We start from the raw sequence: 20946 nt of genomic DNA, 5'->3' as shown, positions 1-20946 counted from the left end.
TCCTTCTTAAATTTCTTACACCACTGCCAGTTCGCCACGGCGGGCTTTGCGCTGATAAACCAGCACGGTCAGGATAATCGGCACCACAATTGCCACCAGCATGGCCAGTGCGTAGATGCTCCAGAACTGCGGTTTGATGGACAGAATGCCCGGCAATCCGCCGACCCCAATACCGTTAGCCGTGACGTGGAACAGACCGCAAATCAGACCGGCAAACGCCGAGCCGATCATCGCGCACAGCATCGGGAAGCGGTATTTCAGGTTGATCCCGTACATCGCCGGTTCAGTTACGCCGAGGAAGGCTGAGATGGCGGCGGGCACGGAAATCTCACGTTCGTTGTGTTTACGGCTGACGATAATCACGCCGACGACCGCGGCTGCCTGCGCAATGTTAGACAGAGCGATCAGCGGCCAGACCGGCGTTCCGCCAGTGCTTTGTACCATCTGCATATCGATGGCGAGTGTGGTCTGATGCACGCCGGTAATGACCAGCGGCGCATAGAGGAAACCAAACAGCGCGGCACCGATCGGCGCGAGGCTGCCGGTCATGATGAATTTCACTGCGAAAGCCACGCCGTCGCCAATCATGCGGCCAAACGGCCCGATCAGCGTGTGCGCCAGGAACACGGCAATAATCAGTGAGCTGACCGGAACAATCACCAGATAAAGGTAATTAGGGATAATGCGTTTCAGGCCATTTTCGATGACCGCCAGCGCCATACCCGCCAGAACGGAAGGAATGACCTGCGCCTGATAACCCACTTTTTCGATGGTGAACCAGCCGAAATTCCACACTTCAGGGATTTGCTGCCCGAGGTTGTAGGAGTTCATTAACTGCGGCGACACCAGCGTGATACCGAGCACGATGCCGAGGATTTCGGTACCGCCCATTTTTCTGACCGTTGACCAGCAGACCGCCACCGGCAGGAACATAAACACAGCTTCGCCGAGCAGCCACAGGAAATCGTAAATCGACTGCCACAACGGGTGCATCTGCGCCAGCGTCTGGCCATCGCTCATCGGGATTTCACCGATAACGTTACGGAAACCGAGAATCAAACCGCCGCTGATCAGCGCCGGTAACAGCGGGAAGAAGATTTCAGCGAAATGAGAAATGCTGCGCTCAAACCAGCTCATATTCTGGCGGGCGGCGACTTTTGCCTGTTCTTTTCCGGCCGCACTTTTACCGGTGCTGGCAATCAGGACTTTATAGTAATCATCCACTTCCGGCCCGATAACGACCTGGAACTGACCGGCATTGGTAAAGCAGCCTTTGACCATCGGCAGGGCTTCGAGACCTTTCGGGTCGGCTTTGGACGGGTCATTGAGGACAAAACGAAGACGCGTAATGCAGTGAGTCACCATCGCGATATTGTCGCTGCCGCCAACGAGGGCGATCAGCTGATCAACATCCTGTTGCTTAACTTTGCTCATAGGGAATGGCCTGTGATTTTGCGTAAGTGTGTAGGGTACGGTTCAAGCATAGCGAAGGTGATGGGAACCTGTCCGGGAACGTTCCCGGTTTTGCCGGAACGATCACAAAGTTTCTGCTTTGGGGAAAGGCAAGGTCAGAAAATTGGGGGATTCAGAAAGCAAGCTTTCCGGGGATGATCAGCTGCTGCACGGCCGCAGATCCGCTGAGCTGTGCCAGCAGTTGTTTAGCCGCCGCTTCGCCGCCTGCGCCATAACCGAGTTCTACGGAATACGATTCCGGGAACAGGAAATGCAGCAGCGGGTTGTTACCGATACCGCACACCTGGATGTCGCGGATTTGCTGCTGTTGCAGGTATTTCTGTGCGCCGATAGCGATAGTATCGGAGGCACAAATTACCGCCTGGACATTGCTTTTCAGCAATTGCGGGATCAGATCAAAACCGCTCTGATAGGTGAGTTCACCCAGCGCAATGTGCGGTGTCAGGCCGTTCTCCTGACAAAATGCCCGGTAGGCTTCGCTGCGGCGCTGGCCCGTCGTGGTGTCCTGCGGGGAAACGCCAATAAAGCCAATGTTGCGCAGGTTATGTGCCATCAGCTTTTGCATCAGCAACTGCACCGCCCCCGCATCGTCGTAACACACGGACGACAGCCCCGGCATATCACGCGCCAGCATCACCATTTTGTCCTGCCACGGCGTCAGCATCTGCGCCGATAAACCGGTAAAACCAAACAACACCACGCCGTCGATATTGCGCTGTTTCAGCACCTGCAAATGCTCTTTAACACGTTCGGTGCTGAACTGACTTTCCAGCACAATCGGATCGTAACCTTGCTGATAAAACAGTGGCAGCATGGCACGGACGGCCTGATTTTCTGACGGAGAGTCGAGGCGTGAAACAATGATCGCCACGATTTTATCGCTGAACCCGCGCATTGCCCGCGCTGATTTCGACGGGCTGAAATGTTCCTGCTCAATCACCTGTAATACCCGTTCGCGGGTTTGCGGGCTGACATTGCCTTCGTTATTCAGGACGCGGGAAACCGTGGATTTACCGACGCCGCTCAGGCGCGCAATGTCATTTATGGTCAGGCGATTTTGCATAGTTATTTTGTATGGTTAAGTGAGATCAGGTTTAAGTTCGGTTGTAGTAAACAGGTTTATAATCCGCGGAAAATACGCCTGAGGCGTAGTTAACAGCTCTACCCTAACGGATTTTTATACCCGATGCGTATGAATTTCCAGACCGTTCCTTACCGGAGGTGAAAACCCATGGAACCCGACCCCAATTCTGTAGGTCCGTTGTGATCCGGTAAGCACCCGCTTTTGCTGCTGCTTACCGTGACATTAAATGTTATCAGGTAAGCGGTGGTGTACGTCTGTTCGTTCGCCCCTGTTTTGTTATAACCCTTTTGCCCGTCTGCGGTCGTTTTGCCGTGGGCGCAATAAGGTGCGAATGATGTTCAAAGATTTCACCTCCCGGCTGCTCAGCGCGCTCAGCCGCAACTTACCGCGCCGTTTAGTCCGTCGCGATCCGATGCTCGAAAACGTGCCAGGCCGCGCTGCACAGGCTGTTCCTGCGGCGATGGCTGCACATTGTCAGGCGTGTGCCCGCGCCACCGAAGACCAGCTGTACCTGCAATTTGCCAGCCATCCGGAAGGGCTGACCGCGCAGGAAGCTGACGCGATCCGCGACGTTTCAGGCCTCAATCAGACCGGCGATCAGCAGCCTGCACCGTGGTGGCTGCACCTGTGGCACTGCTACCGCAATCCGTTCAACCTGCTGCTGACTGTGCTCGGGCTGGTGTCTTACGCCACCGACGATTTAACGGCGGCGCTGGTGATTGGCGCGATGGTGTTTATTTCCACCTTTATGCATTTCATTCAGGAAGCGCGCTCCAACAAAGCTGCCGATGCGCTAAAAGCCATGGTCAGCAACACCGCCACGGTGTTGCGCAGTGACGCGCAAACCGGGCGCAGCGAAACGGTAGAAACCCCGATCAGCCAGCTGGTGCCGGGTGACCTGATCAAGCTTTCTGCGGGGGATATGATCCCGGCAGATTTGCGCATTCTCTCCGCCAAAGACTTGTTTATCAGCCAGGCGGCGCTGACCGGTGAATCGCTGCCGGTCGAAAAACACGCCTGCGAGAAAAAACCGGTTGCGGCGGATCCGCTCGAACTGAATACGCTGTGCTTTATGGGCACCAACGTGGTCAGCGGTACGGCGATTGCGATGGTGATCGCCACCGGCGGCAAAACCTGGTTCGGTCAGCTGGCCGAACGCGTGGTGCAGGAAGATACCCAGCCGAATGCATTCCAGGCAGGTATCAGCAAAGTCAGCTGGCTGCTGATCCGCTTTATGATGGTGATGACACCGGTGGTGCTGGTGATCAACGGCTACACCAAAGGCGACTGGTGGGAAGCAGCGCTGTTTGCGCTCTCCGTGGCGGTCGGGCTGACGCCTGAAATGCTGCCGATGATTGTCACCTCGACGCTGGCGAAAGGCGCGGTGAAACTCTCCCGCCAGAAAGTGATCGTCAAACGTCTGGACGCTATCCAGAACTTTGGCGCGATGGACATCCTCTGCACCGATAAAACCGGCACGCTGACGCAGGATAAAATTGTACTTGAGCGCCACACTGACGTACTCGGGGTGACCAGCGACGACGTGCTGCATCTGGCGTGGCTGAACAGCCATTATCAGACCGGCCTGAAAAACCTGCTGGATGTTGCCGTGCTGGAAGCGGGCGATGCCGGTCCGGTGCATAACTCGCTGAAAGTGGATGAAATTCCGTTTGATTTCGACCGTCGCCGCATGTCCGTGGTGGTCGCCGAAAACGATCATAATCACCGCCTGATTTGCAAAGGCGCGCTGGAAGAAATGCTGTCGATATGCACGCTGGTGCAGCTCAACGGTGAGATTGTGCCGCTGACCGATGTACTGCTCGCGCGCATCCGCCGCATTACTGATGACCTGAATCAGCAGGGGCTGCGCGTGGTGGCGGTGGCACATAAAGTGATGCCATCACGCACGCAGGGGTACGGCGTGACCGATGAATCCAGCCTGATCCTGGCCGGGTATATCGCGTTCCTCGATCCGCCAAAAGAAAGCACCGCACCGGCGCTGGAAGCGTTGCAGCGTAAAGGCGTCACCGTGAAAATTCTCACCGGCGATAACCCGCTGGTGGCGCGTAAGGTCTGCAAAGATGTCGGATTACATGCAGAAACGGTTCTGATCGGCAGCGATATAGATGCACTCGACGATGTGCAACTGCTGAACGTCGCCCGCGAAACCACGGTGTTTGCCAAACTGACGCCGATGCACAAAGAACGCATTGTGCGCGTGCTGCGCGGTGAAGGGCATGTGGTCGGCTTTATGGGCGACGGCATTAACGATGCACCGGCGCTGCGCGCGGCAGACATTGGCATTTCCGTGGATTCGGCGGTGGATATCGCCAAAGAAGCGGCGGACATTATTCTGCTGGAAAAAAGCCTGATGGTGCTGGAGCAGGGCGTGACAGAAGGGCGCAGAACCTTCGCCAACATGCTGAAATACATCAAGATGACCGCCAGTTCTAACTTCGGTAATGTGTTCAGTGTGCTGGTGGCCAGCGCCTTCCTGCCGTTCCTGCCGATGTTGCCGCTGCATCTGCTGATCCAGAATCTTATCTACGATGTGTCACAGGTAGCGATTCCGTTTGATAACGTTGATGAGGAGCAACTGGCAAAACCGCAGCGCTGGAATGCGGGTGACATTGGCCGTTTTATGGTGTTCTTCGGGCCAATCAGTTCCGTGTTCGACATCCTGACCTTCAGCCTGATGTGGTGGGTGTTCCAGGCCAATACGGTTGAGGCGCAGACACTGTTCCAGTCCGGCTGGTTCATTGAAGGGCTGCTGTCGCAGACGCTGATTGTGCATATGATCCGCACCCGCAAAGTGCCGTTTATTCAGAGCCGCGCCTCCTGGCCGTTGTGCATCATGACGCTGATGGTGGTAGTCACCGGTATCGCGTTGATCTACTCGCCTGTTGCCGGATTCCTGCAATTGCAGGCGCTGCCGCTGAGCTATTTCCCGTGGCTGATCGCGATTCTTGCGGGCTACATGGTGCTGACGCAGTGCGTGAAAGGCTGGTTCGTGCGTCGTTACGGCTGGCAGTAATCGTTTCGCGTTAAATATTAATCATACAGGCGGTGATTGTTAACTCAGTCACCGCCTTTATTTTATCCAGCGACTATAGTAATTCCTTTAGCTTCAGCGGGCTAAGATGGTGCGCTTTTTACTCTGAGGAATTTCACCGATGTTATTGCCTTTCCGTCGTACCCTTCTGGCTTCATCCCTGTTTCTCACCTTTTCCGCTTTTGCCGCGCCAGCCGGGGATTTACCGCTGATGCCATGGCCGGATATCAAACTCTAATGCAAGTGATTTATTTTATATGTTTCGTTTAAAGAAATTCTAATAAGTGTGTATTTTACACAATAAGTGAACTTTCAAATAACAAAAATCAAGAACAAGTAATGTCAGGTTAGTCAGTAACGAGTGAGTAATGTGATTGAATGCTTGTTGGTGAAAAAGGGTTGAGGGAAGGCAATAGTATAGTAAGGCGTACAGACCGAAGTCCGCGTAATGAATTTCCGTTCCTTGGCTACGCCATCACTCATAAGCATTTTTGTAAAACGTTGGTAGATGTATACGCCGTATGAATTAATATATCAAAACGAGTGATTCAGTATTAATTGGTGCCCGACTAAACTGGGCTTTTTTGCCAGAACTCCATTGTAAGTAAAAAATCTAGTGCGTACGTGTATAATGCAATACCATTAGGATGGGAATGAATCATAACTAAGGGACTAATATGGCTGACATTGATGATATATCCACGCGCATTGCTGGGATTATTCTTTCCCCCGAATCAGTAAATGGCCTCATAAACGGTGCGTTCACCGTGCCGCTTGATATGGGCTATATGGTATATGGTGTGTTTGATACAGGCTCACGGTTCAGGCGTGAAACAGCTAGAATTAGAATGGCTGGCGCTATAAGAAACGATATCTTGAATTATGACCATATCATAGATGCGATTAAGATAATTTTTAATAATTTTAACATCTACGTTACCGAAACAGAGCAGGATAATATTTATAGAGGCGTAATTACATCATTTGTGGGAAGGATGGGGACTAATACAATCATGGCTATGATAACGGCTGCAGTATTAGAAAGAGTTTCTTTTATCTCAGCTACATTTAAATCAAAACCCATAGCTGTATTAACTGGAACGTTGTTAATTGGTGGTATGACTGAGCGCTCAATACGAACCTCTGAACGGTTGGAGGCTGAGAACCCAGAAATATATAATTTATTGAGTGCGAAAGACTATGACCTCCTTTACTTCTTATTTGAGCCATCCGTTCAACCTTTTGTAGATGCGATGCATATCAGAATAACGCAAGGCGAACCTACATTCAGAAAAATAATTGAGTTGGTGAGGAAGAAAATAAATGCCTAAAGACGGGGTGTTTTTTAAAGTCATTAATATGATTCTTACTGCAACCGAAAAAATAGTTGCTTTTATAATTTATTATTTATTTGAGTTCGCATTTGCACCCTTGATGATATTTGGGCCAATACTTTGCATTATATACATCGAGCCGTGGCCGATGAAGTTTGTAGGTATAGGAGCCTGGCTAATATTTCTATACATCTTGTACAAAGTGATTGATAAAATCACAGGCAGAGAAAAACGTAATAATTAACTTTATAAGGATATAACATGTCAATTCCAGCTTATTTATTTCTAACAGATGAAAATAATTCTCCGATTATTGGCGGCTCGTTGGTTTCTGGCCGCGTGGGTGCCATTGAGTTGAAATCGTTTGCTCACCACCTTTCTATACCCTGCTGCGGGCACACGGGGAGACTGACGGGTACACGCGTACATGAGCCCATCAACATTCAAAAAGAGTTCGATAAAGTCACCCCGTTGCTATACCGCGCTCTCACAAATAACCTGGTATTGAAATCTGCAACAATAAAGATGTATCAAATAATGGATTCAGGCATGGAACATGAGTATTTCAATATTCTGTTAGAGAACGTGAAGATCACTGCGATCACTCCAACGCTCCATCCTGGCGGCACAACGGGAACGCATCTGGAAAACATTCAGCTACGTTATGAGGCGATTACCTGGAAGCACTGCGACGGTAATATCATACACAAAGATAAATGGAATGAGAGGGCCACAGCGTAGCATTGCCTGCCAAAGCTCATCTTTGGTCAGTTGGACGGGCTCGTAATCGGAGTGGAGGTATGCCGATGGAAATAAGCTTTGATAATCTTCATTGAAAATAAACAGGTAAAATAATGAATGGACGTGATATCCGCCCATTCATTATTCCTGATTAATGCTATGACTTTCGCGTATTGTTTAGATCGTTACGACGGTTCACCCATGTGTTAATCAGCAGGGTGATGATCAGAATCGACGCAATCACACCCAGCGAAATCCCTACCGGAATGTGGAACACGTCGAGCAGCAGCATTTTGATGCCGATGAAAATCAGGATCACCGCCAGACCGTATTTCAGCATTGAGAAACGTTCCGCCACGCCTGCCAGAAGGAAGTACATCGCACGCAGGCCGAGGATCGCAAACAGGTTAGACGTCAGCACAATGAACGGGTCGGTGGTCACGGCGAAGATAGCCGGGATACTGTCGACCGCGAAAATCACGTCGCTCAGCTCGACCATAATCAGTACCAGCAACAGCGGGGTGGCGAACAGAATACCGTTGCGGCGTACGAAGAATTTCTCGCCCTGCAAATCGTCGGTCATACGCATTTTACTGCGCAGCCAGCGGATCATCGGTTTCTCGCCCACTTCTCCGTCGTCATCTTTCGCCAGTGCCATCTTGATACCGGTGAACAGCAGGAACGCGCCGAACACGTACAAGATCCAGCTGAATTGCCCCACCAGCCAGCTACCCGCGAAAATCATACCGGTACGCAGGACGATGGCGCCAAGTACGCCGTAGACCAGCACGCGGCGTTGCAGGTTGGCCGGAATGGAGAAGTAGCTGAACAGGATCAGCCAGACGAAGACGTTATCGACCGCCAGGGCTTTTTCCAGCAGATAGCCGGTCAGGAACATCGTGGCTTTGGCGTCGGCGACTTCACGACCAAACTCACCGTTGAGATACCACCAGAAGCCGAAGTTGAACAGCAGCGACAGGCCAATCCACACCAGCGACCACATCGCGGCACTTTTCATACTCATGGTTTGCGCGCCTTTGCGACCCTGCAACAGCAGGTCGAACGCGAGCATAATTATCACTACCACGGCAAAAGAGCCCCATAAAATCGGGTTGCCTACGGAGTTCATCATTACGGTATCCTCGAAAAAACATCAAAAAAAAACGGCCAGCGTCGGAAGACGTTAGCCGCTCATTTTTTGAGCTGTGAGCAAACCTCGCCTTCCGGCAAGGTCTCACTTACAAAGATAAGTATTCATCTTGTGAATGCTTATCTTTGCCCCGGTAACCGGGTGGCTGAGACGGCGCTGCGTGAGCGCGGGTCCAGACACCGTAATGACGATTATCCGGCGAAGAAGTTACTCCCCTTTGCACTTTGCAAACTAATGCAAAATGTGTCCGGTGTCAAACATTCAGAAACATTATAGTGCATTAACCCGCCAGCGCCTGACGTTTGCCGAGTGCGCCGACAAAGGCCAGCAGCAGCCCCTGACTGAGCGGTGTTTCGCTAAGTTGCTGAGCCTGATGAGTAAAGTCCACCGAATCGTCTTCGGCGAGGGATCCCAGCCATGACAGATACGTTTTCATCACCGCCAGAGTGAATTCCGGATGGAACTGGGTGCTGACAGCATTCGGGCCATAACGCAGGATCTGATGCGGGTCGTGCAGCGTTTTCGCCAGCACCGTCGCCGTCGCAGGCGGCGTAATAACAGTTTGCAGATGGATCAGATTGGCCGCGAACTGTGCCGGAAGCTGCGACACCAGCGGGTCCAGATGCCCGGCAGGCGTCAGCGTGACTTCATGGGTGCCCACTTCAATCCCTTGCGGGTGATAATCCACCTCGCCGCCCAGCGCATACGCCATCAGCTGATGACCGTAGCAGGCGCCGAACATCGGTAACTCCTGCAACATGCCCAGACGTACCCAGTCCGCCGCGTCTTCACTCCACGCCAGATGTTCTGTCACCATGCTGCGCGACCCGGTAATGATCGCCCCGCAATAGTTTTCCGGCGGCAGCGGGCGTTCACCCGCCTGCAAATCGACAATCACGACCTGCTGCGGGTCGATATCTCCCTGGCGGATAAACATCTGCGGGAAGTTATCGTGTGCGCGGCGGATAGGCTCCGGCGCGTGACCGGTCTGTAAAATCAACAGCGGTTTCTGGCTGGGTGCAATCATCTGTTACTCCCGATACTTACGGAACATTAAGGCTGATTATCGGCCGGAAACACCACGCCGGTCTGACGACGGATTTCCGTCAGCACTTTGGCGGTGATGCGCGAGACTTCCAGCCCCGGGTGCGCGACAAACTGGCTGTCGACCAGAATCGCAAATGTTTCTGCTTCATACAGCATGGTGTTGATGTGTTGCGGTTGCGTCAGGTCCAGTTTCTGGCTGCCGCGTGGCGTCAGGCTGAGCGTCTGGCATTCAGACAGTTTTTCCATCTGCAGGGTGCCGTCTTCGCCCTGAATTTCGCTTGGCAGCAGGGAGTCGCTGATCTTGGAATGGTTGATCACCACTTCGAAATTATCCGCATAAGACAAAATCACCGTGCCCTGACCGTCGACGCCGCTTTCCAGCAACATTGCAGTGGCTTTTACCGTTTCCGGTTCGCCAAACAGCGAAATGGCGCTGGCCAGACAGTAATAGCCAATATCCATGATTGAGCCGTTGGAAAACGCCGGGTTAAAGGTGTTAGGGTTTTCACCGGCCAGATAGCGCGGATAACGTGAGGAATACTGACAGTAGTTCAGAATGGCTTTACGCAGTTTACCGATACGGTTCAGCGCGCCTTTCATATGCAGGAAATTCGGCAGATAGGCGGTTTTAAACGCTTCGAACAGCACCACGTTGTTCTCTTTCGCGCAGGCGATCAGGCTTTCGGCTTCTTGCAGATTAGATGCCAGCGGCTTCTCGCAAATCACGTGCTTTTTATGGCTGAGGAACAACAGCGATTGTGGGGCATGTAGTGAATTCGGGCTGGCAATGTAGACGGCATCAATCAGGTCAGATGCGGCCATTGCTTCAAGGGAATCAAAATAATGTTCAACCGGATAATCCTCACCGAGCTTTTTAGCGCCTTCCAGCGTGCGGGAGTAAATCGCGGTTAACTTCATCTTACCGCTCTCGTGTGCGGCATCAATAAAACGCTGGGTGATCCAGTTGGTGCCGACGACTGCAAAGCGAATCATATGTATTCCCTATAGATAAGTGGACAATGAATTATTGGTATAACTTGCCGAATATTTCCAGATGCGTCAGGTACATGCGCGTGTCGAATTCTAACTGATGATAGTCGGGCGTCATATGACAGCACAGGCTGTAGAAAGCTTTGTTGTGTTCTTTTTCTTTCAGGTGCGCGAGTTCGTGAACCACAATCATTTTCAGAAACGCTTCCGGCGCGCTTTTAAATACCGTCGCGACGCGGATTTCCGCTTTGGCTTTCAGCTTGCCGCCCTGAATGCGCGATATGGCGGTATGCAGCCCCAGCGCGTGCTTCATCACGTGGATTTTATTGTCATAAGCGACTTTGCTTAACGGCGATGAACTGCGCAAAAACTGGTTTTTCAGGTCCAGCGTATACTGATAGAGCGATTTGTCAGTGGTCAGCTCGTGCGGCTCGGGGTATCGCGTCAGCAACACTTTACCTAAACGTTCCTGTTCGATTAACTGGCGAACCTGAGCCTGAAGATTCTCGGGATAGCCTTGCAGATAGGTCAATTCAGGCATAACTGTTTGCTTTGTCTCTTTATTGACGGGGAAAAGATGCCATACCGGTAAGCGGTGTTTTCGTCACGATCGCGCCAGTCCGGCAGATAAACCCCTTTTTAACTGAAAAAACGTTTTACTGATAGACCAAATTAAGGGATAAACAGCGCAAATTGAATATAGAGGAGGGCCAATGAGCCAATTCGAAACCGAAACAGGTGGTCAGTTATTGCAACTGCGTCTGGAACGTTATCCGCTGGAAGAAGCGGCAACGCAGTTACAGGCATGGGAAGCGGCGGATGAATATCTGCTGCAAAACCTGAACACCGACGCGCTCAACGGCCGTCCGCTGCTGATTTTCAACGATGCTTTTGGCACGCTGGCCTGCGCCTTGCAGCCGCACAACCCGACCAGCATCAATGACTCTTTCATGAGTCAGCTGGCGATGCGCCATAACCTGCGTCTTAACGGATTTGACGAAGACAGCGTGGCGGCGCAAAGCAGCCTGGTGCCGTTGCCGATCAATCCGGGTCTGGTCATCATCAAAGTGCCAAAAACGCTGGCGCTGCTGGAACAACAACTGCTGGCGCTGCGTGAAGTGGTGACGCCGGACACGCAGATTATCGCCGGCGCAAAAGCCCGTGATATTCACACCTCTACGTTGCAGTTGTTCGAGAAAATCCTCGGGCCAACCAAAACCAGCCTGGCATGGAAAAAAGCCCGTCTGATCCATTGTGAAGCGACTCTGCCTGCCCAAACCGCAGAGCCGGTGATTTCCGAATGGGCGCTGGATGACAGCGAATTCCGTATTTCCAACCACGCCAACGTGTTCTCTCGCGGCGGTCTGGATATCGGCGCACGCTTCTTCATGCAGCATCTGCCGGAAGGTATCGAAGGGCGCATGGCGGATCTGGGTTGCGGTAACGGCGTGATCGGCATGACCGCGCTGGCGCTGAATCCGGATGCAGAAATGCTGTTCGTCGATGAATCTTATATGGCGGTAGAATCGAGCCGTATTAACGTCGAAAACAATTTGCCGCAGGATGTCAGCCGCTGTCATTTCGAAGTGAACAACATGCTGGCCGGTGTCGAGCGCGAAACCCTGCACGCCGTGCTGTGTAACCCGCCGTTCCACCAGGGCACCGTGGTCAGTGATGACACCGCCTGGCGCATGTTCTGCGACGCCAAACGTTGCCTGCAAACCGGCGGCGAACTGCGCATCGTCGGCAACCGCCATCTGGATTACTACCAGAAACTGCGCCGCCTGTTCGGCAACTGCACGACGATCGCCACCAACCAGAAGTTTGTGATCCTGCGTGCGGTGAAAACGGCGTCGCATCACTGATCGCTGAATTGCTGACATTAAAAAGCCGCTTATCGCGGCTTTTTTTTCGTCTGCAGTTTTCTAATCCAATGTTTATATCTTCAGCGCCAGCCGCGTGCCCTGATCGATAGCCCGACGGGCATCCAGTTCGACGGCGACGTCTGCACCGCCGATCAGATGCACGGTTTTTCCGGCATCCTGCAAGGGCTGATACAGGGCGCGCTGCGGTTCCTGTCCGGCGCAGATAATTACGTTATCCACTTCCAGACACAGCGGGTCGCCGTTCATGATCAGATGCAAACCCGCATCGTCGATGCGTTCGTAGCTGACGCCGCTTTGCATCTTCACGCCACGCTGCAGCAGGCTGGCGCGGTGGATCCAGCCGGTGGTTTTCCCCAGTCCTGCGCCGACTTTGGTGGTTTTGCGTTGCAGCAGTACGATCTCCCGCGCCGCCGGTTCTGGCTGCGGTCCCTGCGGTGCCAGACCGCCGCGATGCGTCAGGCTCTGGTCGATTCCCCATTCGTGGCTGAAGGCCTGAGTACTCAGGCTTGATGACACGCCTTTATGCACCAGATATTCGGCGGTATCAAAACCGATACCGCCCGCGCCAATAATGGCGACGCGCTGGCCGACCGGTTTTTTATCGCGCAGCACGTCGAGGTAAGTCAGTACGCTCGGGTGATCAATGCCAGTAATATCCGGCAGGCGTGGTGAAATACCGCAGGCGAGGATCACTTCGTCATAACCCGTTAACTGGCTGGCGGTGACGGTTTCACCCAGACGCAGCGTGACGCCCAATAATGTCAGCTGACGCGAGTAATAGCGCAGCGTCTGATAAAACTCTTCTTTGCCGGGGATCTGTTTGGCGACATTAAATTGGCCGCCGATTTCATTGTGTGCATCAAATAATGTGACGTGATGTCCGCGGCTGGCGGCAGTGGTGGCAAATGCCAGTCCGGCTGGCCCGGAGCCGACCACAGCCAGGCGTTTGGTGATTTCCGCACGGGTTAGGGGTAACTGCGTTTCACGGCAGGCGCGGGGATTCACCAGGCAGGACGTGACTTCTCCGGCGAATATCTGATCCAGACAGGCCTGATTACAGCCGATGCAGGTATTGATTTCATCAGCACGCCCTTGTGCGGCTTTTTCGACAAATGCCGGATCGGCGAGGAACGGGCGCGCCATCGACACCATATCCGCGCAACCTTCGGCGAGAATTTTCTCCGCCACGTCGGGATCATTAATGCGGTTGGTGGTGATCAGCGGAATACCGACTTTGCCCATCAGTTTTTGCGTCACCCAGCTGAACGCCGCGCGGGGAACCATCGTGGCGATGGTCGGAATGCGTGCTTCATGCCAGCCGATGCCGGTGTTAATAATGCTCGCGCCAGCCAGCTCGATGCGTTGCGCCAGAGTTTCGACTTCCTGCCAGTCCGAGCCTTCCTCGACCAGATCCAGCATGGATAAGCGATAAATAATGATGAACTCCCGGCCACAGGTTTCGCGCACGCGGCGCACCGCTTCTGTCGCAAACCGCATACGGTTATCGGCCGAACCGCCCCAGCTGTCCGTGCGCTGATTGGTGCGCGCGGTGAGGAACTGGTTTATCAGATAACCTTCGGAGCCCATGATTTCCACACCGTCATAGCCGGACGCCTTGGCGAGTTGCGCACAGCGGGCAAAATCTGACAGTGTTGATTCGATTTCTTCTTCGCTGAGAGCGTGAGGTGTAAAGCGGTTAATCGGTGCCTGAAGTGCTGAAGGCGCGACGGGGTGGGGCTGATAGCTGTAACGCCCTGCATGAAGAATTTGCAGCGCAATTTTTCCCCCGGCGGCATGAACGGCATCGGTCACTACGCGGTGATGCGTGATGTGCTCCTGTTCTGCGAGGATTGAACCACCCTGATACACCACGCCCTGCGCGTTGGGGGAAATGCCGCCGGTGACAATCAGCCCGACACCAGCGGCGGCGCGTTCGGCATAAAAGGCCGCCAGACGTTCAGGCCCGTCCTCCAGTTCTTCCAGTCCGGTGTGCATAGAACCCATCAGCACGCGATTTTTCAGTTGTGTAAAACCTAAATCCAGCGGCGCCAGCAGGTGCGGATAAAACAGCGAAGCGCGTTCAGTCATGGAATTCTCTTAAGTGGTCGGAGGAGATGAGTTCAATTTAGCGGGTGGCAGAGCAATTGGAAAGTCAGCGTGCAATGACTGTGATATGCGTCACTTTGGGGAAATCCCTGAGAGTTAATTAACTATTACGCATATTATTAATCGCCAAACATTAATTATGGTGGATTATTTTTTGCGGAAGTCTGGTCGTCTGAAGTCGCGAATAAAAAGATTATTTCTTTGTTTTTACACAATATTGATTGGTTGCAGGTTGTTTATTTTAAACATTTTTTTATTACGTTTATGCGCTTAGGATTATTTTTATAAAACAATCTCGAATCGATTCAGTTCAGGTTAGAGCTGGACTAGGCTGGAGCTGCTTCACCCTAAAAAATTCATTTCTAACCTGGATATATACTATGAATCTTATTGACCATACAGCCTGCCGCCCGTTTACCGAAGCCGGGCATTTGTCCCAGATTGCAGCCTATTATGAAGAAGGCCGTAATGTCATGTGGATGATGCTCAGGTCTTATCCACGTCCCTGTTTTAATCAGGAGCTTATTGAAGACATCATGACGCTGACCTATGCAGCAAAGGCGTCGGGGCTGCGTTTTGATTTTTGGGTCACCGGTTCTTTGGTACCCAATATGTACAATGTGGGAGGTGATCTGAGTTTCTTTGTCGACTCTATCGTCAATAACAAGCGCGAGGCTTTGCGCGCCTACGCCAGAGCCTGTGTGGACTGTGTTCATGCGGCAGCGCGTGGATTTGATGTGGGCGCGATCAGCTTGTCGATGATTGAAGGTACGGCACTGGGCGGCGGATTCGAAGCGGCGCTGGCGCACCATTATGTGCTGGCGCAAAACACGGCCCGGATGGGATTTCCGGAAATCGCCTTTAACCTCTTTCCGGGAATGGGCGGTTATTCGCTGGTCTCGCGCAAAGCGGGCATGAAGCTGGCGGAGGAACTGATTTCCACCGGTGAGTCTCATACGGCGGAATGGTTTGAAAGCCGCGGGCTGGTGGATGTGTTATTCCAGCCGGGTGAGGCGTTCAACGCCACGCGTACGTTTATGGATGTGCTGCGGCCAAAACTTAACGGGATCCGCGCCATGATCCGCGCACGTCAGCGTGTGCTGCAACTTTCACGTTCCGAGCTGATGGATATTACGGAGGATTGGGTGGATGCCGCGTTTACGCTGGAGGAGAAAGACCTGAGTTATATGGAGCGTCTGGTCATGCTGCAAAACCGGCATACGGCATCACTGCGTAAAACCGGCTAGCAGCGGGCAGAAAGAGCCCGTCACTGGAGCTATTTCTGTTTTGCTTTAGGTTTAAAAATATTGGGTGAAGCAATCATTTTTTCTTCAAGCCAGTGCTCGAGTTCCGTTGCGGGCATTGGCCTTGCGTAAAGAAAGCCCTGTTTACTGTCCACACCAATCTCGTCAATTAATTTCTCTTCTTCAGCCGTTTCTACCCCTTCCGCCACCACGGTCAGTTGCAGGGTTTTCGCTACTGCCACAATCGCCCGCACCAGCGCCTGAGAAACCGGATTGTCATTGATCCCACGGACAAAACTCTGGTCGAGCTTGATGCAGTCGAGCGGAATGCGTGCCAGCTGGGACAGGGAAGAATAACCGGTACCGAAATCATCCAGATGCACCTGCGCGCCGAGTTTATGCAACTGGTTAATCATGGCGACAGCTGCACCTTCGTCTTCCACCAGGCAGCTTTCGGTCAGTTCAAAATCGAGCAGACACCCTTTCATGCCGGCTTTTTTCATGGCGTCAGACAGCGTCGTGATAAACGAGCCATTATTCAGCTGGCGTCCGGAAAGATTCACGGCCACGCGCAGATTCAGCCCCTTTTTCTGCCATTCCGTCGCCTGACGGGTGGCGGTTTCGATCACCCATTTGCCGATGGGCGTAATCAGGCCAGATTCTTCGGCATAAGGGATAAAACTTTGTGGCTGGATCAGGCCGCGTTCCGGCGAATTCCAGCGCAACAGCGCTTCCACACTTTGCACAGTGCCATAAAGTGACACTTTCGGCTGATAGTGCAAAACCAGCTGGTCTTTTTCCGCCAGCGCTTTGCGTAAATGCGTATCCAGCCACATGTATTCTGAGGCTTTTTCATTCATACCCGGCGAGAAAACGCAGTGCGCATTTTTGCCTTTTTCCTTCGCCACATACATGGCGGTATCGGCGTTTTGCAGCAGCGTATCGCCGTCAGTGCCGTGTTCCGGACAGATAGCAATACCGCCGGAACAGCCGGTATAGACTTCAATGAGACCGATACGAAATGGCAGGCTCAGGCGGCGCAACACGCGCTGGCTCAGTGCCTCCAGCGCGCTCAGTTCGGCATGGATACTGAGGATAATGAATTCATCGCCGCCGAGGCGCGCGAGCTTATCGTTAGGCGACAGACAATCCTGAATAGCGTCGGATACCGCCCGCAACAGGTGATCGCCAAACATATGGCCGTAGGCGTCGTTCACCTTTTTGAAGTTATCCAGATCCAGATAAATCAGCCCGACTTTATTTTCGCCGCGCTCGAGAAGGGCTCTGGCCAGAGATTCCTGTAACGCGTTGCGGTTGGCGAAACCGGTGACCAGATCGGTGTTGGCCAGCACGCGCAGACGTTCCTGCGCTTTGCGCTCGTCCGTAATGTCAGAACCCGAGCAGATCAGGTATTTTTGCTGTTTACCGCTGCCGCTGTGGACGAATTTATTACGAAACAGAAACAGCCGCTGACCTTTAACCGTATTGATCCAGCGTTCGACTTCGTAGGATTGCTGATGCTGAAAAAAACCGTTGATGTTCTGGCGTGATGCCAGACCTTCTTCCATCGACATGAATAAATCGTAGGCGCTGCGGCCAATGACATCTTCTTCGCGCAGGCCGGTATATTCTTCGCTCAGCCGGTTAAAACGATGGATTTTGCCTTCCTGGTCGATGATCACAATCACGGAGTTGGCTTCGGAAACCACCTGTTCAGCGAAAGTCAGACCGACTTCAAGATCATGCGCGACGGATTCAGTGTCCTGATACGCCGATGCCGTGCCAGCCCAGGCTTTGCTGTCAATTTTTCGGCCGACAAGATAAAGGCGTACAGGGGAGCCGAACAGGGTGATGTCCAGCGTGAAACTTGAGGTGATCCCGGTCAGTTGCCTGATTTTTCCCGCCTGCCATTGGGTCAGGGAGATAGCAACATTAACCACGCCTTTCTCTGCGGACAGCTCCAGTGCATTGCTGTCAGATCCCACTCGCCAGTATGGGCGGGGCGTACCAAAATGCAGGTACAGGATGGACGCATCTTGAGAATCGACCATGAATGTTTCTCCGAAAAGAACGCTATACGCCGCCAGTGTGGCGACATGGCGATAGTCAGCACAGACGGAGTTTACTCTGCTCAGCACACCCGCACCGCTCCGCAACTATCGGATACAGAGCCGGAAGGCGTAACACATTGAATTTAAGGTTAGCAACTGTCGGTTATATATCCAGTCACCGGACAGAAATTACTGCTCAGAACAGGCGTGTTCCGTTGCCGGGATCCCGCCTGAGAGAGAACGTGCTGACTACATATCGGGCCTGGTTTCAGAACCTAAATGTTATTTCAGCAGGAAGCTGGTTTTCTTCACATCCTGAGAATCTAACCCGACGAATACGTTGAACTTACCGGGTTCAGAGGCCCATTTCAGCTTGTCATTGTAGAAACGTAAATCTCTTTCATTGATAGCAAATGTCACGGTTTTCTCTTCACCCGGCTGGAGGGTGATCTTCTCAAAGTTCTTCAGCTCTTTCACCGGACGACTGATCGACGCGGTGACATCCTGCAGATACAGCTGGACGATCGTCGCGCCACTGACTTTGCCGGTGTTTTTCACCGTGACACTGGCTGTCAGCGGATGTTTCGCATCCATGGTTGTGGATGAAAGGCTCACGTCAGACACGCTGAAACGGGTGTAGCTCAGGCCATAACCAAACGGGAACAGCGGCCCGTTGGTGATATCGAAATAACGGGTTGTGTATTTATCCGGATGCTGCGGATTGAACGGACGACCGGTATTCAGCACGCTGTTATACAAAGGAATTTGCCCGACCGAACGCGGGAAGGTCATCGGCAGTTTGCCTGACGGGTTGTAATCGCCAAACAGAACGTCGGCAATCGCGTGACCGCCTTCGGTGCCGGCGAACCAGGTTTCCAGCATGGCATCAGAGATGTCATTTTCCCACGTCAGTGTCAGAGGACGACCATTCATCAGCACAATCACCAGCGGTTTACCGGTGGCTTTCAGCGCCTTGAGCAGGTCACGCTGGCTTTGCGGAATGCTGATATCTGAACGGCTGGAGGCTTCATGCGCCATACCCTGTGCTTCACCGACCACAGCCACCACGACATCTGATTTCTCTGCTGTTTTCACCGCTTCATCAATCATGTCCGGCGGTTTACGCGGGTCGTTGATCACCTGCTTGTCGTAGGAATTAAGGAAATCGACCATCCCCTGATCGTCGGTGATGTTAGCACCGCGTGCATATAACAATGTGCCTTTGTCACCGAGGACATCTTTCATCCCCTGCAAGACAGTCACGGCCTGAGCGGCTTTACCGGCGGCAGACCAGCTGCCCATCACATCGCGTTTGCTGTCAGCCAGCGGGCCAATCACGGCAATGGTGCCTTTTTTCTGTAACGGCAGCGTCTCATTAGTGTTTTTCAGCAACACGAGGGACGTGCGCGCGACTTCGCGGGCTTCGGTGCGGTGCAGACGGCTTTCGGCATTGGTGTCCGCCGGGTCGCTCGACTGCGGGCCTAAATGACGGTATTCATCGACAAACAACCCCATGTCCCATTTCGCGGCCAGAACGTCACGCACGGCACGGTCAATATCCTGCTGACTCACCAGGCCATCGGCGAGCAATCCTTTCAGATACTTACCGTACATATTGTCGGCCATGTCCATATCGACACCGGCTTTCAGCGCCATCGCAGCCGCCTGACGATCATCTTCGGCCACACCGTGTTTGACCAGACCGCCAATAGCGCCGTGGTCACTCACTGTCAGACCTTTGAACTGCCAGTCATCGCGCAGAATATCTTTCAGCAACCAAGTATTTGACGTCGCGGGGATGCCGTTAACACTGTTGAGGGCAACCATCACGCCACCGGCACCGGCATCTACCGCCGCTTTATACGGTGGCATGTAATCGTTAAACATGCGGGTCAGGCTCATGTCCACGGTGTTGTATTCGCGACCGCCTTCCACCGCGCCGTACAGCGCGTAGTGTTTGACGTTAGCCATCACGGCGTCGGGTGCTGAAGGGTCTTTACCCTGATAACCCGTCACCATTTCATGTGCCAGGCGGGACGTCAGGTAGGTGTCTTCGCCAAAACCTTCGGAGACACGGCCCCAGCGCGGATCACGGGTAATATCGACCATTGGCGAGAAGGTCATATTCAGGCCATCAGCTGCGGTTTCAAGTGCGGAAATACGTGCGCTGGTGTTGACGGCCTGCATATCCCAGCTGGCGGCAAGGCCCAGGCTGATAGGGAAAATAGTGCGCTGACCATGCACCACGTCATAGGCATAAAACGGGGGGATCTTCAGGCGGCTTTCTTTGACCTGATCCTGCATACGGCGAATATCAGGTTTAGTGACGGTATTAAACACGCCACCGACTTTACCGGCGCGGATGTCGGCCATAATGGCTTCTTTCTGATAATCCGGCCCCACAGTGACCAGATTTAGCTGACCGATTTTTTCATCAATGGTCATTTTTTTCATCAGGTCAGCAATAAACGCATTGCGCTCTTTTACCTGATCCTGGGGAATGCCCGTCGTTTCAACGGCGAGCGAAGAAGCAGAACTTACCAGTAACACTAACGCGCCAAGCACGTGATGCGTATTCATCGGAATTCCTTCAGCCATAAGCAGGGGTGCCAAACCGGTGAAAATTCAGCAGCCTGAAGCAAAAAAAGCAATGATCATTCTAAGAAAAGTATGGGTGAGAATCTAATACGACCCTTCAACTATTAGCAATGAATAGTTTATGCCCTGCGCACAATATCGTTTTACATTGCGGAGCAGACTGCAATTTACAGGTAATCAGAAACTCACG

14 protein-coding genes are annotated in these 20946 nt (G+C 52.8%); 5 read left to right on the top strand and 9 right to left on the bottom strand.

From position 1 onward, the window contains the following. Positions 1-15 precede the first annotated feature (15 nt). Positions 16-1434 carry a PTS trehalose transporter subunit IIBC gene (gene treB, locus CKQ54_RS00670; RefSeq protein ID WP_112286761.1) on the bottom strand — a complete coding sequence of 473 codons (1419 nt, stop codon included), beginning with the start codon at positions 1432-1434 and terminating at the stop codon, positions 16-18. A 151-nt stretch (positions 1435-1585) separates the two neighbouring features. Beyond that, positions 1586-2536 carry a trehalose operon repressor TreR gene (gene treR, locus CKQ54_RS00665; protein ID WP_167459612.1) on the bottom strand — a complete coding sequence of 317 codons (951 nt, stop codon included), beginning with the start codon at positions 2534-2536 and terminating at the stop codon, positions 1586-1588. 352 nt (positions 2537-2888) lie between these two features. Between treR and mgtA the strand changes: the two genes are divergently transcribed. The 3 genes from mgtA (at position 2889) to CKQ54_RS00645 (ending at position 7684) form a co-directional block, all read left to right on the top strand. Next, complete coding sequence (gene mgtA, locus CKQ54_RS00660; RefSeq protein ID WP_120162374.1) at positions 2889-5591, top strand: magnesium-translocating P-type ATPase; 2703 nt, start codon at positions 2889-2891, stop codon at positions 5589-5591. A 695-nt stretch (positions 5592-6286) separates the two neighbouring features. Continuing rightward, on the top strand, positions 6287-6940 hold the full coding sequence (locus tag CKQ54_RS00655; RefSeq protein ID WP_120162373.1) for a hypothetical protein: 654 nt from the start codon (positions 6287-6289) through the stop codon (positions 6938-6940). 264 nt (positions 6941-7204) lie between these two features. Beyond that, positions 7205-7684 carry an Hcp family type VI secretion system effector gene (locus CKQ54_RS00645; RefSeq protein WP_120162371.1) on the top strand — a complete coding sequence of 160 codons (480 nt, stop codon included), beginning with the start codon at positions 7205-7207 and terminating at the stop codon, positions 7682-7684. 157 nt (positions 7685-7841) lie between these two features. On the opposite strand, the gene CKQ54_RS00640 is transcribed toward CKQ54_RS00645, so the two are convergent. From CKQ54_RS00640 to CKQ54_RS00625, 4 genes are all read right to left on the bottom strand, one after another. After that, positions 7842-8813 carry a TerC family protein gene (locus CKQ54_RS00640; RefSeq protein WP_112286838.1) on the bottom strand — a complete coding sequence of 324 codons (972 nt, stop codon included), beginning with the start codon at positions 8811-8813 and terminating at the stop codon, positions 7842-7844. A 301-nt stretch (positions 8814-9114) separates the two neighbouring features. Further along, positions 9115-9861 carry a glutamine amidotransferase gene (locus CKQ54_RS00635; protein ID WP_120162370.1) on the bottom strand — a complete coding sequence of 249 codons (747 nt, stop codon included), beginning with the start codon at positions 9859-9861 and terminating at the stop codon, positions 9115-9117. A 26-nt stretch (positions 9862-9887) separates the two neighbouring features. Continuing rightward, entirely contained in the window at positions 9888-10874 is a 987-nt protein-coding gene (locus tag CKQ54_RS00630; RefSeq protein ID WP_120162369.1) for a Gfo/Idh/MocA family protein, read from the bottom strand. Between the two features lie 31 nt (positions 10875-10905). Next, positions 10906-11412: a M48 metallopeptidase family protein gene (locus CKQ54_RS00625; protein WP_112286754.1), complete on the bottom strand. Its 507-nt coding sequence runs from the start codon at positions 11410-11412 to the stop codon at positions 10906-10908. A gap of 172 nt (positions 11413-11584) precedes the next feature. Here CKQ54_RS00625 and rlmG point away from each other — a divergent pair, with 172 nt between their 5' ends. After that, on the top strand, positions 11585-12736 hold the full coding sequence (gene rlmG, locus CKQ54_RS00620; protein WP_120162368.1) for a 23S rRNA (guanine(1835)-N(2))-methyltransferase RlmG: 1152 nt from the start codon (positions 11585-11587) through the stop codon (positions 12734-12736). 72 nt (positions 12737-12808) lie between these two features. Here the strand turns inward: rlmG and CKQ54_RS00615 are convergent, their stop codons facing one another. Beyond that, a complete protein-coding gene (locus CKQ54_RS00615) occupies positions 12809-14845 on the bottom strand; it encodes an NADPH-dependent 2,4-dienoyl-CoA reductase (RefSeq protein ID WP_120162367.1) in 2037 nt (678 codons plus the stop codon). Between the two features lie 398 nt (positions 14846-15243). Between CKQ54_RS00615 and CKQ54_RS00610 the strand changes: the two genes are divergently transcribed. Continuing rightward, positions 15244-16110 carry a crotonase/enoyl-CoA hydratase family protein gene (locus CKQ54_RS00610; RefSeq protein ID WP_113877142.1) on the top strand — a complete coding sequence of 289 codons (867 nt, stop codon included), beginning with the start codon at positions 15244-15246 and terminating at the stop codon, positions 16108-16110. A gap of 29 nt (positions 16111-16139) precedes the next feature. Here the strand turns inward: CKQ54_RS00610 and pdeR are convergent, their stop codons facing one another. Both pdeR and bglX read right to left on the bottom strand, forming a co-directional pair. Further along, complete coding sequence (gene pdeR / locus CKQ54_RS00605; RefSeq protein WP_113877143.1) at positions 16140-18158, bottom strand: cyclic di-GMP phosphodiesterase; 2019 nt, start codon at positions 18156-18158, stop codon at positions 16140-16142. Positions 18159-18440: 282 nt separating this feature from the next. Beyond that, complete coding sequence (bglX, locus tag CKQ54_RS00600) at positions 18441-20738, bottom strand: beta-glucosidase BglX (protein ID WP_120162366.1); 2298 nt, start codon at positions 20736-20738, stop codon at positions 18441-18443. Positions 20739-20946 lie beyond the last annotated feature (208 nt).

It is taken from the genome of Rahnella variigena (assembly GCF_003610915.1).
GTDB lineage: Bacteria > Pseudomonadota > Gammaproteobacteria > Enterobacterales > Enterobacteriaceae > Rahnella > Rahnella variigena.
Note: the sequence above shows the minus strand (reverse complement) of the source record. Positions and strands in the feature narration are given on the sequence as shown.

Coding starts and splice junctions, on each gene's coding strand:
- CKQ54_RS00655 (WP_120162373.1), top strand. CDS start 6,287: ATGGCTGACATTGATGATATATCCACGCGCATTGCTGGGATTATTCTT.
- CKQ54_RS00640 (WP_112286838.1), bottom strand. CDS start 8,813: ATGAACTCCGTAGGCAACCCGATTTTATGGGGCTCTTTTGCCGTGGTA.
- CKQ54_RS00610 (WP_113877142.1), top strand. CDS start 15,244: ATGAATCTTATTGACCATACAGCCTGCCGCCCGTTTACCGAAGCCGGG.
- CKQ54_RS00630 (WP_120162369.1), bottom strand. CDS start 10,874: ATGATTCGCTTTGCAGTCGTCGGCACCAACTGGATCACCCAGCGTTTT.
- pdeR (WP_113877143.1), bottom strand. CDS start 18,158: ATGGTCGATTCTCAAGATGCGTCCATCCTGTACCTGCATTTTGGTACG.
- CKQ54_RS00645 (WP_120162371.1), top strand. CDS start 7,205: ATGTCAATTCCAGCTTATTTATTTCTAACAGATGAAAATAATTCTCCG.
- treR (WP_167459612.1), bottom strand. CDS start 2,536: ATGCAAAATCGCCTGACCATAAATGACATTGCGCGCCTGAGCGGCGTC.
- CKQ54_RS00635 (WP_120162370.1), bottom strand. CDS start 9,861: ATGATTGCACCCAGCCAGAAACCGCTGTTGATTTTACAGACCGGTCAC.
- treB (WP_112286761.1), bottom strand. CDS start 1,434: ATGAGCAAAGTTAAGCAACAGGATGTTGATCAGCTGATCGCCCTCGTT.
- bglX (WP_120162366.1), bottom strand. CDS start 20,738: ATGAATACGCATCACGTGCTTGGCGCGTTAGTGTTACTGGTAAGTTCT.
- CKQ54_RS00625 (WP_112286754.1), bottom strand. CDS start 11,412: ATGCCTGAATTGACCTATCTGCAAGGCTATCCCGAGAATCTTCAGGCT.
- mgtA (WP_120162374.1), top strand. CDS start 2,889: ATGATGTTCAAAGATTTCACCTCCCGGCTGCTCAGCGCGCTCAGCCGC.
- rlmG (WP_120162368.1), top strand. CDS start 11,585: ATGAGCCAATTCGAAACCGAAACAGGTGGTCAGTTATTGCAACTGCGT.
- CKQ54_RS00615 (WP_120162367.1), bottom strand. CDS start 14,845: ATGACTGAACGCGCTTCGCTGTTTTATCCGCACCTGCTGGCGCCGCTG.